At 62.8% G+C, this 22,773-nt stretch carries 8 protein-coding genes; 3 read left to right on the top strand and 5 right to left on the bottom strand.

The window, feature by feature from the left end:
* Complete coding sequence (locus BM017_RS15105; protein WP_092245737.1) at nucleotides 1-11,850, top strand: non-ribosomal peptide synthetase; 11,850 nt, start codon at nucleotides 1-3, stop codon at nucleotides 11,848-11,850.
* Nucleotides 11,851-12,008: 158 nt separating this feature from the next.
* Here the strand turns inward: BM017_RS15105 and BM017_RS15100 are convergent, their stop codons facing one another.
* Together BM017_RS15100 and BM017_RS15095 are read right to left on the bottom strand one after the other, a co-directional pair.
* Nucleotides 12,009-14,444, bottom strand: a complete 2,436-nt coding sequence (locus BM017_RS15100) for a TonB-dependent siderophore receptor (protein WP_092245735.1) — start codon at nucleotides 14,442-14,444, stop codon at nucleotides 12,009-12,011.
* A gap of 110 nt (nucleotides 14,445-14,554) precedes the next feature.
* Complete coding sequence (locus BM017_RS15095) at nucleotides 14,555-16,207, bottom strand: cyclic peptide export ABC transporter (RefSeq protein ID WP_092245732.1); 1,653 nt, start codon at nucleotides 16,205-16,207, stop codon at nucleotides 14,555-14,557.
* A gap of 202 nt (nucleotides 16,208-16,409) precedes the next feature.
* Between BM017_RS15095 and BM017_RS15090 the strand changes: the two genes are divergently transcribed.
* Nucleotides 16,410-17,240 carry a formyl transferase gene (locus BM017_RS15090; RefSeq protein WP_058427531.1) on the top strand — a complete coding sequence of 277 codons (831 nt, stop codon included), beginning with the start codon at nucleotides 16,410-16,412 and terminating at the stop codon, nucleotides 17,238-17,240.
* A gap of 108 nt (nucleotides 17,241-17,348) precedes the next feature.
* Here BM017_RS15090 and BM017_RS15085 read toward each other — a convergent pair whose 3' ends face one another.
* Genes BM017_RS15085 through pvdM form a run of 3 tightly spaced genes read right to left on the bottom strand, consistent with a single transcriptional unit; the run spans nucleotide 17,349 to nucleotide 20,883 of the window.
* Nucleotides 17,349-18,209, bottom strand: a complete 861-nt coding sequence (locus tag BM017_RS15085; protein WP_092245729.1) for a dihydropyoverdine dehydrogenase — start codon at nucleotides 18,207-18,209, stop codon at nucleotides 17,349-17,351.
* Between the two features lie 34 nt (nucleotides 18,210-18,243).
* Nucleotides 18,244-19,515, bottom strand: a complete 1,272-nt coding sequence (locus BM017_RS15080; protein WP_092245726.1) for a pyoverdine-tailoring periplasmic protein PvdN — start codon at nucleotides 19,513-19,515, stop codon at nucleotides 18,244-18,246.
* 18 nt (nucleotides 19,516-19,533) lie between these two features.
* Complete coding sequence (pvdM, locus tag BM017_RS15075) at nucleotides 19,534-20,883, bottom strand: pyoverdine-tailoring dipeptidase-like protein PvdM (protein ID WP_092245723.1); 1,350 nt, start codon at nucleotides 20,881-20,883, stop codon at nucleotides 19,534-19,536.
* 142 nt (nucleotides 20,884-21,025) lie between these two features.
* Between pvdM and BM017_RS15070 the strand changes: the two genes are divergently transcribed.
* Entirely contained in the window at nucleotides 21,026-22,645 is a 1,620-nt protein-coding gene (locus tag BM017_RS15070; protein WP_092245720.1) for a pyoverdine maturation tyrosinase PvdP, read from the top strand.
* The last annotated feature ends 128 nt before the right edge of the window (nucleotides 22,646-22,773 follow it).

Here is a 22,773-nt window from a genome sequence, read left to right as displayed (position 1 = left end):
ATGCTTTCCAACCCTAATATCGATCTGGTTTCGCGCTTTCTTCGCCTGCCTCTGGAACAGCGCCAGCAGTTTTACCAGCGCCTGCAAAGCCGGGGCATGAGCTTCGCCCAGCTGCCGATTGCCTCGATCCGTGAGGACGGCCAGAGTCTGCCGTTGTCCTACGCCCAGGAGCGCCAGTGGTTTCTCTGGCAACTGGACCCGGACAGCGCTACTTATCATATTCCCGGCGCACTGCGTCTGCAGGGCCGACTGGACCTGGCGGCCCTGCAACGCGCGTTCGACAGCCTGCTGGCCCGCCATGAAAGCCTGCGCACACGCCTGGTACAGGACGGCGAGCGCCTGCTGCAAAACGTAGCGCCCGAGGCGCGCATCGAGATACACCAGGACGTTGCCGACGAACACCAACTGATCGCGCGCATCGAAGCCGAGATAGCCCGGCCTTTCGATTTGCAGGCGGGGCCGTTGTTGCGCGTGACCTTGCTGCAACTGGCCGAAGACGAGCATGTGCTGGTGATGGTGCAGCACCACATCATTTCCGATGGCTGGTCGATGCAGGTCATGGTCGAGGAACTGGTGCAGTTCTACGCCGCGCACAGCCAAGGCCAGGAGGTGCAATTGCCGGGCTTGCCGATCCACTATGCCGACTACGCGCTGTGGCAGCGCAGCTGGATGGAAGCCGGGGAGAAGGCTCGTCAATTGGCCTACTGGCAGGACCTGTTGGGCGGTGAGCAACCGGTGCTGGAGTTGCCCCTCGACTATTCGCGCCCGGCGCAGCAAAGCCATCGCGGCGCCAGCTTGCAGGTGCATCTGCCGGCGGACCTGGTTGCTGGTATCAAGCGCCTGGCCCAGCAAGAGGGCGTGACCCCGTTCATGCTGTTGCTGGCCTCGTTCCAGACCCTGCTGTTTCGCTACAGCGGCCAGTTGGACATCCGCATCGGCGTGCCGAATGCCAACCGCAACCGCGTGGAAACCGAGCGGCTGATCGGCTTTTTCGTCAACACCCAAGTACTCAAGGCCGACCTCGACGGGCAGATGAGCTTCGCCGAACTGCTGCAACAGGCCAAGCGCCGCGCCCTGGAAGCCCAGGCGCACCAGGACTTGCCGTTTGAACAATTGGTGGTGGCGCTGCAACCTGAACGCAGTCTGACCCATAACCCGCTGTTCCAAGTGATGTTCAACCACCAGACCGACGCCCAGGGCGGGCGCGATGACCAGCCATTGCCTGGCCTGCGGGTGGCGGAGCTGAATTGGGAGAGCCGGACCACGCATTTCGACCTGAGCCTGGACACCCATGAGTCCGGCGAGGGCCTCTGGGCGGCGCTGACCTACGCCACCGACCTGTTCAAAAGCGCAACCATCGAACGCTTGGCGCAGCATTGGCAGAACCTGCTCCAGGCGGCAGTGAGTGCACCACGCAGCCGTCTTTGCATGCTGTCGATGCTCGATGCACCCGAACAACAGCGGATGCTCAAGGACTGGAATGCCCCCGTCACCGTCGCGGCGTCGCACGCCGTGCACCAGTTGTTCGAGGCCCAGGCCCACGAACATCCGGCGCGCCAGGCGCTGGCCTTGGATGAGCAAACGCTCAGCTACGGTGAACTGAACCGCCAGGCCAATCGCCTGGCGCACTACCTGATCGCCCAAGGCGTAGGCCCGGAAGTGCTGGTGGGGATCGCGGTCGAGCGCTCCTTTGCCATGGTGGTCAGCCTGTTGGCGGTGCTCAAGGCGGGTGGCGCCTACGTGCCGCTTGACCCTGAATACCCGCGTGAACGCCTGGTGCATATGCTCGACGACAGTGGTGTGCGACTGGTGTTGACCCAATCCCACCTGCGCGACCGCTTGCCATTGCCGGCCGATCTGACGGCGCTGGACATCGACCTGGCCGACGCGCAGTTGGCGCAGTGTGCCGAGCACAACCCGCCTACCGCGTTCGAGCCCCGCAGCCTGGCGTATGTCATCTACACCTCCGGCTCCACCGGCAAGCCAAAAGGCGTTGCCATCAGCCATGCGGCATTGAGCGAATTCGCCGGTATCGCGGCCGAGTATTCGCGCCTGGTCGCGGACGACCGCGTACTGCAGTTCGCGACCCTGAACTTCGATGGTTTTGTCGAGCAGCTGTACCCGGCCCTGACCCTGGGCGCGACGGTCGTGTTGCGCGGGCCGCAGTTGTGGGACGGCGCTGACCTGTACAGGCAGATTATCGACCAAGGCATCACCCTGGCCGACTTGCCCACCGCCTATTGGAAACTGTTCCTGCAGGATTGTCTGGCAGCGGGGCCACGGCCCTATGGCGCATTGCGGCAGGTGCATATCGGCGGCGAAGCGATGCCGCTGGATGGCCCGGTGTTGTGGCAGCGCGCGGGGCTGGGGCATGTACGGCTGCTCAATACGTATGGGCCGACCGAGGCCACGGTGGTATCCAGCGTGCTCGATTGCAGCGACGACAACGCCGTGATTGGCGCCACTGCCAGCCCGATTGGCCGCGCGTTGCCGGGGCGCGGCCTGTATGTGTTGGACCGTGACCTTAACCTGTTGCCGGTTGGCGCCGTGGGTGAGCTGTACATTGCCAGTGCCAGTGGCTTGGCCCGTGATTACCTGCAACGCCCGAGCCTGACCGCCGAACGTTTTATCGCCGACCCGTTCAGCACCCTGGGTGAGCGTCTTTACCGCACCGGTGACCTGGCGCGTTATCGCGCCGACGGGGTGATCGAATACGTCGGTCGCGTCGATCATCAGGTCAAAATCCGCGGTTTCCGAATCGAGTTGGGTGAGATCGAAGCGCTGCTGTTGGCCCAGGAGGCGGTGCGCGAAGCCTTTCTGCTGGCGGCCGACAACCAGTTGGTGGCTTACCTTGTGCCAGCCCAGCCGTTGTCCGCCGCCGAGCATGCGGCAGCGGGCGAAACGCTCAAAGCCACCTTGAGTGAGCAACTGCCCGATTACATGGTGCCTGCGCACCTGATCTTTCTCGACCGCATGCCGTTGAACCCCAACGGCAAGCTTGACCGCCAGGCGCTGCCCAAACCCGATGGCAGCGCGGTGCAACAGACCTGGCAGGCACCGGTTACGCCACTGCAACAGCAGGTTGCGGCGATCTGGGCCGATATTCTTGGCGTCGAGCGTGTGGGCCTGACCCACCACTTCTTCGAACTGGGCGGGCATTCGCTGATGGCCATGCAAGTGGTCTCGCGCATTCGTCAGGCATTGAAGCTCGAAGTGCCGCTCAAATTACTGTTCGAAAAGCCGCGCCTGGAGGGGTTTGTCGCCGCACTGACCACCCAGGCCCCAGGCGCGCCGAACGCGCCCGCGCTGTTGCCGGTAGGGCGGGACCAGCCGTTGCCGCTGTCCTACGCCCAGGAGCGCCAATGGTTTTTATGGCAACTGGAGCCGCAAAGCGCCGCGTACCACATCCCCAGCGCCTTGCGTTTGAAAGGGCAGCTTGATCTGGTTGCACTGCAACGCAGTTTCGATACCTTGCTGGCCCGGCATGAAAGCCTGCGCACCCATTTGCGCCAGGAGCGCGACCGCACGGTTCAAATCATTTCACCGCAGATGTCGTTGCCGATAGCGCACGCCGAGGTGCAGGAAGCGCAGCTCAAGGCGCGGGTCGAGGCCGAAATAGCCCAACCCTTCAATCTGGAACACGGGCCTTTGCTGCGGGTTTCGTTGCTGCGCATCGCCGCTGATGAACATGTATTGGTATTGGTGCAGCATCACATCGTGTCCGATGGCTGGTCGATGCAGCTGATGGTTGAAGAGCTGGTGCAACTGTATGCGGCCTACAGCCAGGGACAGGTGTTGCAATGGCCGGCGCTGCCGATTCAGTACGCCGACTACGCCGTATGGCAGCGCAACTGGATGGAGGCGGGCGAGAAGGCCCGTCAACTGGCGTATTGGCGCGACATGCTCGGCGGTGAGCAGAGCGTGTTGGCGTTGCCGTTCGACCACCCGCGTCCTGCTGTGCAAAGCCATCGTGGCGCGCGCCTGGCATTCGAACTGCCCGGCGCGTTGACTAAAAGCCTCAAGGCCTTGGCCAAGCAGCAGGACGTGACCTTGTTCATGCTGCTATTGGCCTCGTTCCAGACGTTGCTGCATCGCTACAGCGGCCAGGAAGAGATCCGTGTCGGTGTGCCGATCGCCAACCGCAATCGCAGCGAGACCGAGCGTCTGATCGGCTTCTTCGTCAACACCCAGGTGCTCAAGGCCGATCTCCACGGGCAGATGAGCGTCGTGCAACTGTTGCAACAGACCCGGCAACGGGCGCTGGACGCCCAGGCTCACCAGGACCTGCCCTTCGAACAACTGGTGGAAGCGCTGCAACCCGAGCGCAGCCTGAGCCACAACCCGTTGTTCCAAGTGATGTTCAACCACCAGACCGACGTGGGCCAGGCTCAGGTTCAGCAGCAACTGACGAATCTTTCGGTAGAAGGGCTGGAATGGGAAAGCAAGACGGCGCATTTCGACCTGGACCTGGATATCCAGGAATCCACCGAAGGTATCTGGGCCACGCTCGGCTATGCCCAGGACTTGTTTGAGGCGAGTACCGTGCAACGCATGGCGCGACACTGGCAGAACCTGTTGCAAGGTATGGTTGCCGACCCACGGCAGAATATCAGCCAATTAAACCTGCTGGACAACGCCGAACGGCAACAGATTCTTCAACTGTGGAACCAGAGCGACGCCGGCTTCTCGGCCAAGCGCCTGGTGCACGAGTTGGTGGCCGACCGCGCCGGGGAAACCCCCGAGGCGGTGGCGGTGAAATTTGGCGAGCAACAGCTGACTTACGGCGAGCTGGACCGCCAGGCCAACCGCCTGGCCCATGCGTTGATCGCCCGTGGTGTCGGCCCCGAAGTGCGCGTCGCGATTGCCATGCCGCGCAGCGCCGAGATCATGGTGGCGTTCCTCGCGGTGATGAAAGCCGGTGGCGTCTACGTGCCGCTGGACATCGAATACCCGCGTGACCGCCTGCTGTACATGATGCAGGACAGCCGTGCCCGGTTGCTGCTGACCCACAGCAGTGCCTTGCAGCAACTGCCGATTCCCGAGGGTCTGGACAGCCTGGCGATTGATCGCACCGAGGACTGGTCCGGTTATAGCGACACGGCGCCTGATGTGAAACTGGACGGCGACAACCTCGCCTACGTGATCTACACCTCCGGCTCCACCGGCATGCCCAAAGGCGTGGCGGTGTCCCACGGCCCGTTGGTGGCGCACATCATTGCCACCGGCGAGCGTTATGAAACCTCGCCCGCCGATTGCGAACTGCACTTCATGTCGTTCGCCTTCGACGGGTCCCACGAAGGCTGGATGCACCCGCTGATCAACGGCGCGAGCGTGTTGATCCGCGATGACAGCCTGTGGCTGCCGGAGTACACCTACCAACAAATGCACCGTCACAACGTGACCATGGCGGTGTTCCCGCCGGTGTACCTGCAACAGTTGGCCGAGCATGCCGAGCGTGACGGCAACCCGCCGAAGGTGCGGGTGTACTGCTTCGGTGGAGATGCCGTGGCCCAGGCCAGCTATGACCTGGCGTGGCGCGCGCTCAAGCCGACTTATCTGTTCAACGGCTACGGCCCGACCGAAACCGTGGTCACGCCGTTGCTGTGGAAGGCCCGCCGTGGTGACCCGTGCGGTGCCGTCTACGCGCCAATCGGCACACTGCTGGGCAACCGCAGCGGCTACGTGCTGGACGCGCAACTTAACCTGCAACCCATCGGCGTAGCCGGTGAGTTGTACCTGGGCGGCGAGGGCGTGGCCCGGGGTTACCTGGAGCGTCCGGCCCTGACCGCCGAACGCTTCGTACCGGACCCGTTCGGCAAGCCCGGCAGCCGTATGTATCGCAGCGGCGACCTGACCCGTGGCCGCCCGGATGGCGTGGTGGACTACCTCGGCCGTGTCGACCATCAGGTGAAAATCCGTGGCTTCCGTATCGAGCTGGGCGAGATCGAAGCGCGCCTGCGCGAGCAGGACAGTGTCGGCGAAACGGTGGTGGTGGCCCAGGAAGGGCCGAGCGGCAAGCAACTGGTCGCCTATGTGGTGCCGCTGGACCCGTTGCTCGTCGACGACGCCGTGGCGCAGTCGACTTGCCGCGAAGCCTTGCGCCGCGCCCTGAAAACCCGCTTGCCGGACTATATGGTGCCCACGCACCTGATGTTCCTTGAGCGCATGCCGCTGACGCCGAACGGCAAGCTCGACCGCAAGGGCCTGCCGCGCCCGGATGTCAGCCAGATGCAGCAGGTGTACGTGGCGCCACAGAGTGAGCTGGAGCAGAAGATCGCGGCGATCTGGTCCGACGTGCTGCGTCTGCCACGTGTCGGTTTGCACGATAACTTCTTCGAGTTGGGCGGTGACTCGATCATCTCGATCCAAGTGGTCAGCCGTGCCCGCCAGGCCGGTGTGCGCTTCACGCCCAAGGATCTGTTCCAGCACCAGACGGTCCAGAGCCTGGCGGCCGTGGCCCGGGAAGGCGAGGGCGCGGTGGTGATGGATCAGTCTGCATTGACCGGCGAGTTGTTGTTGCTGCCCGTCCAGCAGGCGTTTTTTGCCGATGACATTCCCCAGCGTCACCACTGGAACCAGTCGGTGGTGCTACAGCCACATCAGGCGTTGCAGGCGCCGCTGCTGGTGGCGGCGCTGCAGGCGTTGATCGTGCATCACGACGCCCTGCGCACCGGTTTCGTCCAGGGCGCGGCAGGCTGGAGCGCGGCGTATCGCGGGCCGCAGCAGCATCAGGCCGAGCAGGTCCTGTGGCAGACCACCTTGAATGCAGTCGAAGAGTTAGAGGCCCTGGGTGAGGAAGCCCAGCGCAGCCTCGACCTGAGCGAAGGGCCGCTGCTGCGAGCAGTGCTCGTCGACCTCGCCGACGGCTCCCAGCGCCTGCTGCTGGTGATTCATCACTTGGTGGTGGACGGTGTGTCCTGGCGCATCCTGCTGGAAGACCTGCAAACGGCTTACCGCCTGCTTGCCCAAGGTGCCACGGTCGTGTTGCCCGCCAAGACCAGCGCGACCCGTGCCTGGGCCGAGCGTCTGCAAACCTATGCACGCAGCGCCGCACTGGCGCAGGAACTGGCCTGGTGGCAGACGCAGTTGCAAGGCAGCCCTACCGGACTGCCGGGGGCCGATTCAAAGGCCAGCTTGAGCAACCGGCATGCGCTGAGCGTGACCACCCATCTGGATCAGGCCTTCACGCGGCGTCTGTTGCAGGACGCCCCCAGTGCTTACCGCACCCAGATCAATGACCTGTTGCTGACTGCACTGGCTCGCGTCGTTGTGCGCTGGACCGGTGACGCGTCGATGTTGATCCGCCTGGAAGGCCATGGCCGTGAAGACCTGTTCGACGAGATCGACCTGACCCGTACCGTCGGCTGGTTCACCAGCCTCTACCCGGTGAAGCTGGTGCCGACCGATTCGTTGGGCGGCTCCCTCAAGCAGATCAAGGAGCAGCTGCGCGCGATTCCCGACAAGGGCCTGGGCTTTGGTGCCCTGCGTTACCTGGGGAATGCCGAGGCTCAACAGGCCCTGAGTGAACTGCCGCGCCCACGCATCACCTTCAACTACCTGGGGCAATTCGATGGCAGTTTTGACGGCGGCGAACAAGAAGGCTTGTTCGTCCCCTCCGGTGATGGCAGTGGTTCCGAACAGAGTGCCGAGGCACCGCTGGGTAACTGGTTGGAAATCAACGGCCAGGTCTACGCCGGTGAATTGAAGTTGAACTGGAGCTTCAGCCAGCAGATGTTCGATGAAGCGACCGTACAACGCCTGGCGGATGACTACGCGACGGAACTCAAGGCGTTGATCGAGCACTGTGGTGTCAACCGGGGTGTCACGCCCTCGGACTTCCCGTTGGCGCGCTTGTCCCAGGCGCAACTGGACAGCTTGCCGGTGACGGTGGCTGATATCGAAGACGTTTACCCGCTGTCGCCGATGCAGCAAGGCATGTTGTTCCAATCGTTGTACGGCGAAGGCTCGGGTGACTACATCAACCAGATGCGCATTGATGTCGAGGGCCTGGATGTACCGCGCTTCCGCCAGGCCTGGCAGGCGGCGCTCGACAGCCATGAGATCCTGCGCAGCGGTTTTCTCTGGCAGACCGAGCTTGAGCAGCCGTTGCAGGTGGTCTACAAGCAGATGCAAATGCCGTTCGCCGAGCTGGACTGGCAAGATCGGCCCGGCAGCAGTGCGGCACTCGATAGCCTGGCCGAGTCGGCGCGGGCCCAGGGGTTCGTGCTGGAACAAGCGCCATTGCTGAGCCTGACGGTGGTCCGTACGGGGGCGTCCCGTTATCACTTGATCTACACCAACCACCACATCTTGATGGACGGCTGGAGTGGTTCGCAGTTGTTTGGCGAGGTGTTGCAGCATTACGCCGGTGAACCGCTACGTGCGCCCATCGGGCGTTACCGCGATTACATTGCCTGGCTGCAGGCGCAGGACAAGTCGGTCAGCGAGGCATTCTGGAAAGAGCAACTGCTCAACCTGCAAGAACCAACCCGCCTGGCCCGTGGCCTACAGGCTGCGCACAGCGAGGCGCTGGCCGTCAACGGCGAGCATCGTCTGAACCTCGACGCCAGCCAGACCGCTCAGCTCAAGGCCTTCGCCCAGCGCAATAAAGTCACCCTCAATACGCTGGTGCAAAGCGCCTGGCTGCTGCTGTTGCAGCATCACACCGGGCAGTCCACCGTGGCGTTCGGCGCCACCGTGGCAGGCCGTCCGGCGCAATTGCGCGGTATCGAACAACAGGTCGGTCTGTTCATCAACACCTTGCCCGTCGTGGCCACGCCGGATGCACAGATGACGGTCAGCCAGTGGCTGCAGCAGATCCAGGCGCAAAACGTGCGCTTGCGTGAGCAGGAGCATACGCCGCTGTTCGAGATCCAGCGTTGGGCCGGGCTGGGTGGCGAGGCGCTGTTCGACAGCATTCTGGTGTTTGAGAACTACCCGGTGTCCGAAGCGCTGGAGCAGGGCGCACCTTCGGGGCTCACGTTTGGCGCCGTCCACAGCCTGGAGCAAACCCACTATCCGTTGACGGTCTTGCTGGGCATCGGTGACACCTTGGGCCTGGAGTTCAATTACGACCGCCAGGCATTCAGCGCGGCGCATATCGAACGGTTGGCCGAGCACTTCCAGCAGGTGTTGCAGGCATTGGCAGTGGACGGCGCCCAGCGTCTGGCAACGTTGCCTTCGCTGGCCCGTTCCGAGCGCGAAACGGTCCTGCATGCCTGGAATGACACGGCCACGGACTACCCGTTGCACCTTCCGGTGCATCAGTTGATCGAAGCCCAGGTGGTGCGCACGCCGGACGCACCGGCGCTGGTATTTGCCGGGCAGGTATTGAGTTACGCCGCGCTTAACCGCCGGGCAAACCGCCTGGCGCATCGCCTGATGGCGGCCGGCGTGGGGCCGGATGTCCTCGTGGGGCTGGCGGTTGAGCGTTCGATTGAAATGGTCGTTGGCCTGCTGGCGGTACTCAAGGCAGGTGGCGCTTATGTGCCGCTGGACCCGGAATACCCCCGCGATCGATTGGCCTACATGCTGCAAGACAGCGACGTGAAGCTGTTGTTGACCCAGGCGCATTTGCTGGAGCAACTGCCGATTCCAGCGGGCTTGCACAGCCTGGTGCTGGAGCAGGGCGATGAGGGGTTGCAGGCCTACGCCGAGCGGAATCCGCAGGTCGCCGTCGATGGCGAAAACCTTGCCTATGTGATCTACACCTCGGGCTCCACCGGCCAACCCAAAGGTGCGGGTAACCGCCATTCGGCGCTGACCAACCGGCTGTGCTGGATGCAGCAGGCGTATGGCCTGGACGGCAGTGATACGGTCTTGCAGAAGACGCCGTTCAGTTTCGACGTGTCGGTGTGGGAGTTCTTCTGGCCGCTGATGACCGGTGCGCGCCTGGTGGTGGCCGCGCCGGGCGACCATCGTGACCCGGCCAGGCTGGTGAGCCTGATCAACGCCGAGCAAGTCACTACGTTGCACTTTGTGCCATCCATGCTCCAGGCCTTCTTGCAGGATGCCGGCGTCGGCGCCTGTCACAGCCTGCAGCGCATTGTGTGCAGCGGTGAAGCGCTGCCGGTGGATGCTCAGCAACAGGTGTTCGCCAAACTGCCGCGTGCCGGGTTGTACAACCTGTATGGGCCGACCGAAGCGGCAATCGACGTGACGCACTGGACCTGCGTCGACGAAGGGGGTGACGCCGTGCCGATTGGTCGGCCGATCGCCAACCTGGGCTGCTACGTGTTGGACGGCAACTTGGAACCGGCACCCGTTGGCGTGTTGGGTGAACTCTATCTCGGCGGCGTCGGCCTGGCGCGCGGTTATCACCGTCGGCCGGCGCTGACCGCCGAACGCTTTGTGACCGATCCGTTCGGCAGTGGCACCCGTTTGTATCGCACCGGGGACCTGGCGCGTTATCGCGACGATGGGGTGATCGAGTACGCCGGGCGCATCGATCACCAGGTCAAGCTGCGTGGCTTGCGCATCGAATTGGGTGAAATCGAGGCCCGCCTGCTGGAGCACGCGTGTGTGCGTGAAGCGGCGGTGCTCGCCGTGGACGGCACGCATCTGGTGGGCTACCTGGTGCTGCAGGCGCCGAGCGAGGATTGGAAAGCACAGGTGGCGATGCACCTGGCGGCGCAGTTGCCGGACTACATGGTACCGGCGCAGTGGGTGGTGTTGACACAGATGCCGCTGAGCCCCAATGGCAAGCTGGATCGCAAGGCGTTGCCTAAACCGGAGGCGCAAGGCGCGGACGCTTATCAGGCCCCGCAAAGCGCCGTCGAGCAGCAAGTCGCGGCGATCTGGCGTGATGTCCTCGGTGTCGAGCGCGTAGGGCTGAACGACAACTTCTTCGAGTTGGGCGGTCACTCCTTGCTGGTGCTGATGCTCAAGGAGCGTATCCGTAAAGTCATCGGTGTCGGCTTGTCCGTCAGCCAGTTGATGCTTAACCCGACGGTACGCAGCCAGGTCAACTGCCTGAAGGGCGACGCGCGCAGCTCGTTGATCGTCAAGCTCAACAGCCAGACCGAAGGCACACCGTTGTTCATGTTCCACCCAAGCTTCGGTTCGGTGCATTGCTACACCGCGATTGCCCTCGCGCTCCGGGAGCTGCGTCCGGTGTTCGGGGTGATTTGCCGTGCATTGGCCGAGGACGGTGCAGCGGTGCCCGAATGGCAAGCCATGGTCGAGGATTACGCCGAGCAACTCCTGTTGGCCCAGCCCCAGGGCCCCTTCCGCCTGGCAGGCTGGTCGTTGGGTGGCAACCTGGCGATGGAAGTCGCCTACGTGCTGGAGCAAGCGGGACGCGACGTCGAGTTTGTCGGCTGGATCGACTCCGCGCCGCCGCAGTGGCTCACGCCCTATTGGCAGGCGGTCGTCACCGAGGATGACCGTGAAGTCTCGGCGAACGAGCGGCGTGCGGCGTTGTTGGGCGTGATGTTCCCGGCGTTTGCCGAGCGGATTCAGGCGGCCTGGCAGCAATGTCAGCGCGATGCCCAAGACGAAGCTGGGCAATGGCAAGGGTTTATCGCCTGGGCCGAGCAGACCCTGGGCGACACCTTTACCGGTATCAAGAACGAGTTGCTGCGTGGCAATGAGGCGCAGATTTCCTGGGAGGTCGACCGCGCGCTCAGTGAGCGTCTGTCGGCGGCGGACTTCAAGCCGATCAAGGCCCCGGTCAGTTGCTGGTGGGCGTCCATGAGCCGCGCCGGGCAGTTCAAGGAGCTGATCGAGCAGCACATGGCAAGCACCCTTGTTCAGGGGCGGATCGAGCGTTCAGTGGTGATCGAGACTGATCACGACGGGATCATCGACAGTGCCGAGTTCATTCGTAGCCTGGTGGCCGCCATGGAATAACACCTCAAGTGATGAACACTGAACCTGTGTCGAGGGGGCAAGCTCTCTCGCCACAGGGGACTCGCCACAGGGGAGGGCGGGGCACAAAAAAGCCCGATGAAAGCAGCGCTTCCATCGGGCTTTTGGTTGATCGCCGCCAGGGCGATCAAGGCATCACATCAGAAGTCCCAGCGGGTGCTGAACATCACGTTGCGCGGCTCGCCATAAGCGGCCGAGTTATAGAAGCCCACGTTGGTGTAGTAGGACTTGTCGAAGATGTTGTTGAAATTGACAGTCGCCGAGAGGTTCTTGGTGACCTGGTAGCGGGTCATCAAGTCCACCAGCCAATAGGACTCCTGGGTGATGTCCTGGTTGGTGTTGAGCTGCGAGTTGTAGATTTCATTCCAACCCTTGCTCTGCCAGCGCAGGCCGCCACCGATGGTGAACTTGTCGAGGTCGCCCTTGAGTTTGTAAGTGGTGTTCAGGTTGACCTGGTGCTCAGGTTCGAAGGTGGAGATCTTCTTGTCGTCTGCGTCCCGCACGATCTTGTGGGTGTAACCGCCTTGTACTTGCCAGCCGGGCGCCAGCTCACCTGAGATTTCTGCTTCGTAACCCTTGGTGACGGCCTTGGAGCTCTTGAACGCATAGTTTTGCGGGGAAGGAGTCTGGTTGTTATAGGCATCGTCCGGGATGGCACGGTTGTCTTCATGCACTTCGAAGTAGGCAATGCTGGTGTTCAAGCGACCGTCGAGAAACTCGCCCTTCAGGCCCAGCTCGTAGTTTTGGCCTTCGTCTGGTTCCAGCAACGTCTGGTTGCGGTCTTTGTACGTGCTTTCCTGGGGTTGGAAGATATCGGTGTAGCTGGTGTACACCGAGAGATTGTCGTTCAGGTCGTAGATCACGCCGGCATACGGCACGAACCGGCCGGTTTCCTTGTAGGAAGGGTTGATACCGGTGACGTGGTAGTTGGCGACGCGCCCACCGAGGATCACGTGCAGGTCATCCATCACGTTCAAGCGTGTGGTCACGTAGTAGCCGGTCTGGCGGATGGTATCGTCGTTGTATTGCTGGACAGGGCCGTAGATCGGCTTGGCAATGTGGCCATTCCAGTTATAGAAATCGACTTTGTTGCCGCCTGGCCATTCCGGCGCCCAGTACCCCTTGCCTTGCCAGCGCGACGTGCCGATCGAGCCGCCCACCACCAGTTCATGTTCGCGGCCAAACAGGCTGAAAGGCCCGGTGGCGTAGAGGTCGGCGGAGGTGCTTTTGGTTTCGCCGGTGTATTTCTGACCGTTGACCTCGGCGGTGCCATCGGCTGCCGGCTGGACAAACTGGATCGAACCGAGGTCGGCATGGTAGCTGTTGATCTTGTGGTCGAGCTGGAATTTGGTGACCCAGCCGTCACCCATATCATGCTCAAGCATGGCAAAGGCGGTGCGGGTGTTCTGTTCCCAGGAGCTCCAGGTGGCGCCGTTGTTGTAGGAGCGTGGCATCTTGTTGATGCTGCCGTTGGAGTTGACCAACGGGAACGAACCGGACCAGCTGGAGCCTTTCGGAATATTGTCCTGATAGTCGAAGCCGACGGTCAACATGGTGTCGGGGGACAGGTCGAACTCGGTAATGCCGTAGTAGGTTTCGGTCTTGCGCGAGTAGTGGTCCATGAAGGATTTTTTGTCCTGGTACGCCGCCACTGCACGGCCCCGGACATTACCGCTGTCGGTCAACGGGCCGCTCACATCCACTTCGCTGCGATAGTTGTCCCAGGAGCCGGCGCCCAGTTGCACATGGCCCTTGAACTCCGACGTCGGCTTCTTGCGGATCAAGTTGATGGTCGCGCCCAGGGAGCCGGCGCCGTTGAGCAGGCCGGTGGCACCCTTGAGCACTTCGACGCGGTCATAGATCGCCATGTCGCTGAGGGTATTCCCGGCCGAGTAGCCGACGTTGCGCACGGTGGACGGAATACCGTCGTACTGGAAACTGTTGACCGAGAACCCACGCGAGTAATAGTTGGTACGGTCGGTGTCATAGGCCGAGACGGTGATGCCAGGCGTGTGGCGCATCACGTCATCGACGTTGTTGAGGCCGAAGTCCTCGATATGTTGGCGGGTAATCACCGTGATCGACTGCGGGGTTTCCCGCGGGGTCAGGGTCAGCCGCGTGGCCGTGGCAATGGTGCCCGGCGTGTAGGAGCCGGAGCCCTCGGTGATGTTGCCCAGCACGTTGCCGGTCACTTGGGTCGGACTCAACTCCAGCCCGGCGGACGCGCCGGCGGCGGTAACGGTCAGCGCGTTGCCACTGAGGCTGTGAGTGGTCGAAGTGCCCGCCAGCAAGGTGTTGATCGCCTGCTGCGGATCCAGTTTACCTTTGATCGCCGTGCTGTTTTTTCCCGCCACGTCGGTCGGGCTGTACAGCACCTGCAGGTTGGCCTGGCGGCCGAATTCCTGCAGTGCACTCCCCAGTGCCTGTGCTGGAATATCCAACTCGATCTCCTGCGCCTGCACATAGCCGGCAACCGGCAGCGATACCGCCAGGGTAAGCGCGCTCGGCAGGAGGTTGATGTTCAGGGCCCTGGTTAGCGCTTTGCTCAGTGGGCTGAGACCGAGTCGTGCTGACATGGATGGTTTCTCTTCTATGTTTTAAGTGGGCAAATTCTGATGTTTATTGAGGTTAGTTCTCATTACCACTAGTGAGACGTTCCTACCTCGGAAAACCGGAAAAGAAAATTTCATGCAGGCTCCATTTCATGCACTACCTGGCCGGCGCGCAGCCGTACCAGCTGATCGGCGATGTGGAAATAGCGGTCGTCATGGCTGATCACGATGATGGTTTTGCCCAGGCGCTTGAGGTCCGGCAGCAGCTCGGTATAGAAAATCCGGCGGAAGGCCGGGTCCTGGTCGGCGGCCCATTCGTCGAACACCAGCACCGGGCGTTCTTCCAGCCAGGCGTTGACCAGTGCCAGGCGCTTGCGCTGGCCGGTGGACAGGTCGGTGGTGCTGAACACACCGTCCTTGACGCTGACCTTGTGCGCGATCTCCAGGCGTTCCAGGTATTTAGTGGCGCTGTCCAGTGACTGGGTGGCGCTGCCCTGGACCAGGTCGTCGAACAGGTAGTAGTCGGCGAATACCGTGGTGAACAATTGGCGATAGTCATCGCGCTCGGGGTCGGTCACGGCCTCGCCGTTGAGCAGGATTTCGCCGGACTGCGGCGGGTAGAGCCCCAGCAGCAATTTGATCAGCGTGGTCTTGCCACTGCCGTTTTCGCCGACGATAAATACGATGTCGCCTTGGGCAATGCTCAGGTTGATCAGCCCCAGGTGAAACGGCTCGCTGCCTTCCACGGCCGGAGGGCTGTAGCTTACGTTTCGCAGCTCAAGGCTGTTGACGATCGGTGTCGGCGCCTCGCTGTCATCCATCAGCAGGTGCGGTTCAGGAGAGGAGAAGCGCTCCGACAACTCGCTGATACGCCCGAAGGCAATCTTCGCCTTGCCCACCACGGGCAGGTAACCCAGCAGGTGTTCCAGCGGGCCTTTCATGTACAACAGCACCAGCACGAAGCCGGTAATCACGGTCGGGTCCGGGTTCGGGTTATAGGCCTGCATCGCCAGGGCCAAGCCGATGACCACGAAGAACAGCATTGAGCCGAAGGTCTTGGCGAGGATGTAGATGTTGACCGAACGCACCTGAATATCGCTGATGCGGTCCGCCGTTTCCTGGATACGGTGGGTGTTCATGCGAAAGCGCCGTGGCCGATGCATGCGCAGTTCCTTGGCGCCGGACGCGATGGCGTTGTAATAACGCTGCAATTCGTCTTCATGGCTGCGTGCGAGGTCGAAGCCTTGGATACCTTTGCCGCCGGCGATGAACTGCACGGCGCTGCCAATCACGATGGCGACGACCATCATCAGGAACATCGGCACCGACAGGTACGCCAGGTAGCCCAGGCAGCCCAGCGTCACCGTGGCGGCAATGGCCAAGGGCGTGAACGCGAAGGAGAAGTCGCTGATGGTGTCGACATCGTGGGTAAGCACCGGGATCAGTCGGTGGGAGCGGTAGCGCTCGATTTGCCCGATGGGCGCCGACAGCACCTTTTCACCCAGCTCTTTGCGCAGGGCGGCAATGATCCGTTGGCCGACGTAGTTGGTGCCGATGTCGGAAATGATCGAGCTGACCAGCGCCAGCACGCACAAGGCTGCAAAAGTCAGGATCACGCCCTGGGTCATGCCTTGTGGCGAGTGCAGGGCATTATTGATCGTCGCCAGCAACAACGTGATGGCCAGGCCGCCGGCCATGCCCAGGGCGACGGAGACGGTCACGATGGTGCGAAAAGGCCTGAGCAATGCGAGCAAACCTTTGAAGGCGCCGCGCTTGGGGTCGGTCATAAATACTTCCCGGAAAGTGAACAAGAGGGGGCTGGGCACACAGACCCTTACCCATGACAAACGAAAGATTGGCGCGACTATTTAGCGCGGCGCGCCCGGCGGTGGCGCGCGGATGGATAAATTAGGCGGGGCCTGGTTCGTTCTTGTGGAGTAGCCGCACGCGTTTTGGCGCGTGCCTGATCTATCCAGCGAGAGCGAAACAATGACGAAAAGGAATCTGGTGTACGTGTGGTCACTGCGCAATGCCGCCGCCGACAAGGCCGGGCAGCCAGTGGCCTACAAGGACCACGAACGCTACATGATGTCGGTGCTGGAATCCCTGGCAGGGGCGCTGAACGACACGCCGCTGGGCGAGGCCTACAACCTGGTGGGCGTGGTGTACGACGATGACGAGCAGAATCCGCGTGACCAGCAACTCGTCCGCGACTACGGCTTTGCCTACCAGCCGGGCCGCCAATGGCTGTACCCGGCCGACCTGCGCGTGCAGGGGCGGCTGGTCAATGACCTGCTGCTGAGTGTGCCGTCCACCTACCGGCGCTTGCCACGGGGCAGCGCAGAACACATTGCCGGCAAGCAGGACTTCGAGCGCCGCCTGCACGACACGCTGGTGGAATTGAAGGCGGACATCGTGGTGCTCGACGGCCTGCTGGTGATCCTGGATGAACTGGTGCGCCCTGGCGCGCCGTTTGCCGGCCGCATCATGAACATCCATCCCGGCATTACCCGCATCGAATCGCCGTACGAGCGCCGTGGCGCCTATGCCACCTGGAACGCGCTGTACGGCGCACGGGGGCTGACGGTCACGGATTGGGCGACCAAGGCCACCACGCCATCCGAGCCGCTGTACCTCACCGGTGCCTCGTTCCACTACGTGGACAACGGCATAGATTCGGGTGAAGTGTTCCACGACGTGCTCAAGACCGAGATCGCGCCGGACGACACCATCCTTGAGTTGCGCTGGAACAACTTCAACAACAGCCTGTTCCCGGCGTTGCATGAAGGGTTGGCGTTGTTGGCGCAGAAGGCAACCTAAAGCAGGCACGGTTAAAAATGTGGGAGGGGGCTTGCCCCCGATGGCGGTAGTGACTGATACACCGCCATCGGGGGCAAGCCCCCTCCCACAAATGGATTTCCAGTGCGGTTAGAGGTCGCGCACCACGCGAAACCCAATCCAATCCCCCCGCGTCTGCGGGTAGATGGTGTTGCGGTTGCCCGAGCGCGAAAACACCGGCGCCTCGCCCCAGTCATTGCCGCGAATCATGTAGCCCTCGCAGTTCGGCTCCATCCACGCACTGCCGTCGGTGGGCGCGCCGATGTAGTTGGGGTGTTCGCAGTCGGCCACGCGCTCGTAGACGTTGCCATGCATGTCGTACATGCCGAAGGCATTCGGCGGGTAGCTGCCCACCGGCGATGAATAGCTGTAGCCATCGGCCGGACCATAGGTGTTGGCGTGCTTGGCGATGCTGTAGCCCTTGCCCTCATCGAACGGGAAGGGGAACGGTCCGGTGGAGCCGGCGCGCGCGGCGTATTCACGTTGGGCTTCGCTGACCATGTGGTACTGCTGGCCGGTTTTCTTCGACAGCCAGGCCACGTACTGCTTGATATCGTCCATGTCCATGCACACTGCCGGCTGGCGCGGGCCCTGGGGGTAGCGCGGCTTGCTGGCGATGCATTCGCGGCCGGGGCGGGTATCGCCGTCGGCGATCTTCACGCCGGTCTGGCGGATATAGCTGTCCCACTCGCCGGCGGTGATGTGGAAGCGGCTCATGGCGAACGGCTTGGCGAAGGTCACCTCGTGCATCGGGCCTTCATCCGGCTCGCGGCCGACTTCATCCTCGGGGGTGCCCATGGTAAAGGTGCCAGCCGGCAGCACCACCATCTCCGGGCAGTCCTTGCAGTCCTTGAACACTTTGCCAGGTTGCGGCGTGGCGGCGTGGGCCGGGTTGGGCAGCAAGGCGCCGCACAGGGCGGTGAGTGCCAGTGCCGTGAGGGGTTTGTTCATGGGGGCCTCTCATTCAAAGTGGAAAAGCGGTGCGTTACACCCGTTGGCCCAGCAGCGTCATGAAGCGCTGGATCTCATCGGAGGAATTAAGCAGGCCGGGCGAGGTGCGGATCACCGGGCCGACATCACGGTCCACCGCGTCGATCACCACGCGGTTTTTCATCATGTAGTCGGCCACGGCATCGCTGTCCTGGCCCTTGACCCGGAAGAAGGTGAAGCCGGCCGACAGCTCGGGACTGCGTGGGGTGACCAGTTCGATCTGCGGATGCGCCAGCAGGTGGTCTTTCAGTTCGGTATTCAGGGCGTGGATGCGTGCCTGCACCTGCGCCTTGCCCAGTTGCAGATGCAGCTTGAAGGCCTCATCCGCCGCCCAGCGATGCTCGAAGGCGTGAAAGCCGCCCGGGGTCATGGTGGTGGCGAAGTCCTGGTCTTCGGAGAAGGTCGGCACCATCGGGGTTACGTACTGGTTTTGCGGGTCGCGGGCGCACACCAGTCCGGTGCCTCGCGGGCCGAACATCCACTTGTGGGTGCCGGCGATGAAAAAGTCGCAGTGCATGTCCGGGAAGTCGAGGTTTTCCACGCCGAAACCGTGCACACCGTCCACCACATAGAGCATGCGGTCCCTGTCGTCTCGGTTGCGGTTGTGTTCTTCCACCAGCTTGCCGATCTCGCCGATGGGCAGTTTCACGCCGCTGCCGGACTGCACCCAGGTCATGCCGAGCACGCGGGTGTTGGGGCGGATATTGCGCTGGATATTGCCCAGCACCTCGTCCACGGACACCTGGTTGGCGTTTTTGAACAGGCTGATCTTGCGGACCTGGGTCTGCTCCTTGCGCACCCGGAAGTCCAGGCTGAACTCGGTGGCGTAGTGTTCGTGGACGGTAGTGAGGATCTCCTGGTCGGGTCGTACCTTGATCCCGCCATAAATCATCGCCAGCCCTTCGGAGGTGCTGCCGGTGAGGGCGATCTGCGCCGGCGTGGCCTTCAGGTAGCGGCCGGCCCACTCGCGCACCTGGCCTTCACGCTTCCAGGTTTCCTGTAGGCCCCAGTCCATGGCCAGGCCTGGGTTGCGGTCGATCTGTGCGCGATAGCGCTGGATGGCTTCGCGTACCGGCTTGGGGTGCGTGGCCACCAGGAAGTTGGAAAAGTGCAGGTAGTCCGGGTCCTGGTTGAACAGTTGCTTGAAACCCGTCCATGGGTCATTCGATGCAGGGGCGGCGATGGCCTGGGGCAGCAGGGCGGCGCCCAGTGGCAGGCTGGCGGCAAACACCCCGGCCTGCTTGAGGAACGTACGGCGGTCGGTCATGGACTGGCTTCTGGATGATTAACGGTTGGCCAACGGCTTGGCGGCTTTTTGTACCTGGTCCCACACCCGCAGGAAGTTGCCTCCCCACAGCTTGGCGATATCGGCTTCGGAGTAACCGCGCTGGATCAGTTCGGCGGTGACGTTGCGGATTTCACCGACGTTGTTCCAGCCCTGCACGCCGCCGCCGTCGTTGAAGTCGGAGGCGAGGCCGACATGGTCGATGCCGATCTTGCGCACGGTGTAGTCGATGGCGTCCCCCAGGTCCTTGAGGGTGGCCTTGGGTTCTTCATCGAGGATGCCGTACAGCGCGCTGGCGTATTCGCCGAACTTGTGTTCCGGCCACGCGGCGATGATCGCGTCGCCCGGCATCAAGGCCACGGCCAGGTTGGGCAGGGGCGGCAGGTCGAAGCGCGCACGCAGGGCGTTGAGCTTGTCCTGGGTCGGCTGGCTCAACGGGCGCAGGTAGGCGGAGAAGCCCACGATCTGCACCACGCCGCCACTTTGCTTGATCAGTTGCAGCTCTTTGTCACTTAGGTTGCGCGGGATATCCACCGACGCGCGCGGCGCCGAGTGGGACGCCACCATCGGTGTGCGGCTCAATTGCGCGACCTGCTCCAGGGCCTTGGTCGACATCTGCGACACGTCGATGATCACTCCCAGGTCATTGAGGCGGTGCACCGCTTGCTTGCCGATGTCCGACAAACCGTCGAGGGCGTCGGTGGAGTCATTGAAAAACGGCAGCGGGCGCGACGAGTCCGACCAGGCGTTGTTGCCCACATAGCTGAAGCCGAACATGCGCATGCCGCGCGCCGCCCACAGGTCCAGCAGGTTCAGGTCGTTGCCCAGCGGGTAGGCGTTGAGCATGCTGATGAAGATCGCGAACTTGCCTTCGCCATGCAGGCGCCGGAAATCATCCGGGGTGTAGGCGATGGCGACCTGGTTGGGGTAGTCGCGCACCATGCCGCTGATGATCTTGTAGCGCACTTCCTGCTCGTTGCGGGCTGCTTCGACAAAACCATCGGTGGGCTTGTGCGGGGCATTGGGGCCGTTCCAGATTTCCGGCCAGCCGAAAATCGTCAGTGCCGCACCGGACAGGCGCCCGCGTGCCGCCTTGGCCAGGTCGAACTGGCCGCTGCCGTCCTTGTCCGCCTCGTTGCCGGCGGTGCCGAAATCGATGGGCACGGTGATATGGCTGTCGAACGACAACAGCCGGTCCTGCATTTCATTGGCCTGCTTGATCACCTCCAGCGGGTAACCGGCATTGCCTTTGAGCCAGTGATCCCAGACCAGGAAACCGGCTCCGGCGCCGATGGCCAGTGCCAGCGGCAAGCCGATATACAGCGCCTTTTTCGAACGTGGTTTTGTCATTGCCATCTCAGTCAGTTGAGGCCTTCGCTATCAGGGAGGAACGAGTGATAGGTGGGGAAATTTAGGCGGGCAGGGCGCGCCGGTAAATTTCCCCGGCGTGCAAACGTTCTAGCTCTGATAAAGCCGTTTCCTAAGGTAGACAATGACCATCTCTCGACGTGGGTTCATCGCAGGCCTGGCGCTGACCGGCGCCGCTGTGCCGGCCGCCTTCTATGCCCATCGCGAGTTGACGCGCGAAGAAGAATTGCCCATCACTCCCGGCGAAGCCACGGTGGACCTGGCCGACACCGCCGGCCAGCACCTGGCGAACACATTGCGTGGGGTGTGGAGCCTGCGCCTGGAAGGCCGCGACGCCGACCTCAAGGGCCTGCCGTTGGAAGGTCTGGAGTTGCTGCTCGACATCGCCCCGCGTGGACGTGGCTTGCGAGGGTACCTGGACACCGCTGGCAACCTGCGCGCCGAGGGCGAGCCGCGTTACCGCGTGCTGGGTGATCTGCTGACAGGCGAGAGCGCCGTGCTCTACTGGCGCCTGATCGACCGCGACTCGATTGACGGCGCCCCGGCCTATGAATTCAAGATGACCCTTGACGAGGTCTGGGCGGATTTTGCCAATGCCGGCAGCAGCACGCTCAGCGGGCAGATCCTTGACCTTGCTCGGCCATTGGCGCTGGTCGAGCGCGATAACCGCTTCATCGCCCGCAAACAGTGGTTCCCCGAGGCGCGGCAACGCATCGGCCTCAACCCGACCCTGCTGGCCTGGCTGATTTCCCCCGAACACCGTCTGTTCCACCAACTGTGGCACGCTACCCGTGACCAGTGGCACAAACTCTCCGAAGAAAAGCGCGACGCCCTGCGCGGCATCGGCTGGCAACCCGGGCCACGGGGCCAGGAACGCGACGCCCGGGGCAAGCGCAAGGACCGCAACGGCTCGGGCATCGATTTCTTCTTCATGCACCGCCACATGCTCGGCACCGCGCGCTCCATGCAGGACCTGCCCTCATGGCCGCAATTCCCCGAGCCGCAACCGGCCCTGGAGCGTGATCGCCTGGGCTTTCTGCGCTATTTCGACAACCACGACGGCTTTGCGCTGCCGCCGACCTGGTCGGCGCCGGACGACAGCGACTACACCCAGTGGGTCAGCGACATCAAGAGCGCTGAGACCTACCACAGCAACTTCCAGGTGTGGGAGTCGCAGTACCGCGACCCACGCTACCTGGCCAGATTCACCCTGGGGCAGCTCGGTTCCGAAATGGAGCTGGGCCTGCACGACTGGCTGCACATGCGCTGGGCCTCGGTGCCCCGCGACCCGTCCAACGGTGCGCCGGTGCCCATGGCCCGTGACCCCTCCGACTTTGCTGCGCGCTGGTACGCGGCGGAAAACGATTTCCTCGGCGATCCGTTTTCCTCCCACGTCAACCCGGTGTTCTGGCACTTCCACGGCTGGATCGACGACCGCATCGAAGACTGGTTTCGCGCCCATGAGCGTTTCAATCCAGGGGAAGTCCGCCGCATGGAAGTCAACGGCGTAGCCTGGTTCGCGCCGGGCCGCTGGGTGGAAGTCGGCGATCCCTGGCTGGGCCCGGATACCCATGGCTGCAGCACCACGCCGGGGTTGCAGATGGGGCGTTCGATGGAGATGGATCCGGAGACCATGAAGCTGGCGTTGCGCATCACTTTCGGTGAAGACGAGAACATGCTGCAGGGGCTGTTCAAGCGGGTGCCGAGACGACCGTGGTATGCCCGTCACCTGAAACTTGCCTGAACCTGTAGTGAGCAGGCTTGCTGTGGTGAATGGGGCTGTTGTGGTGAGCAAGCTAAATTGAACCAACCCCGTCCCCCCTTGTCCCCGCTTCCCATGTCACCCCCCGTCCGCCAAATCCCTTAATTTTC

It is taken from the genome of Pseudomonas sp. NFPP04 (assembly GCF_900113815.1).
Taxonomy (GTDB): Bacteria; Pseudomonadota; Gammaproteobacteria; order Pseudomonadales; family Pseudomonadaceae; genus Aquipseudomonas; species Aquipseudomonas extremorientalis.
Note: the sequence above shows the minus strand (reverse complement) of the source record. Positions and strands in the feature narration are given on the sequence as shown.

What these genes read in the sequence shown, in the direction of transcription:
- BM017_RS15095 (WP_092245732.1), bottom strand. Translation starts at nt 16,207, where the DNA reads ATGACCGACCCCAAGCGCGGCGCCTTCAAAGGTTTGCTCGCATTGCTC.
- BM017_RS15080 (WP_092245726.1), bottom strand. Translation starts at nt 19,515, where the DNA reads ATGACCGACCGCCGTACGTTCCTCAAGCAGGCCGGGGTGTTTGCCGCC.
- BM017_RS15100 (WP_092245735.1), bottom strand. Translation starts at nt 14,444, where the DNA reads ATGTCAGCACGACTCGGTCTCAGCCCACTGAGCAAAGCGCTAACCAGG.
- pvdM (WP_092245723.1), bottom strand. Translation starts at nt 20,883, where the DNA reads ATGACAAAACCACGTTCGAAAAAGGCGCTGTATATCGGCTTGCCGCTG.
- BM017_RS15105 (WP_092245737.1), top strand. Translation starts at nt 1, where the DNA reads ATGCTTTCCAACCCTAATATCGATCTGGTTTCGCGCTTTCTTCGCCTG.
- BM017_RS15085 (WP_092245729.1), bottom strand. Translation starts at nt 18,209, where the DNA reads ATGAACAAACCCCTCACGGCACTGGCACTCACCGCCCTGTGCGGCGCC.
- BM017_RS15090 (WP_058427531.1), top strand. Translation starts at nt 16,410, where the DNA reads ATGACGAAAAGGAATCTGGTGTACGTGTGGTCACTGCGCAATGCCGCC.
- BM017_RS15070 (WP_092245720.1), top strand. Translation starts at nt 21,026, where the DNA reads ATGACCATCTCTCGACGTGGGTTCATCGCAGGCCTGGCGCTGACCGGC.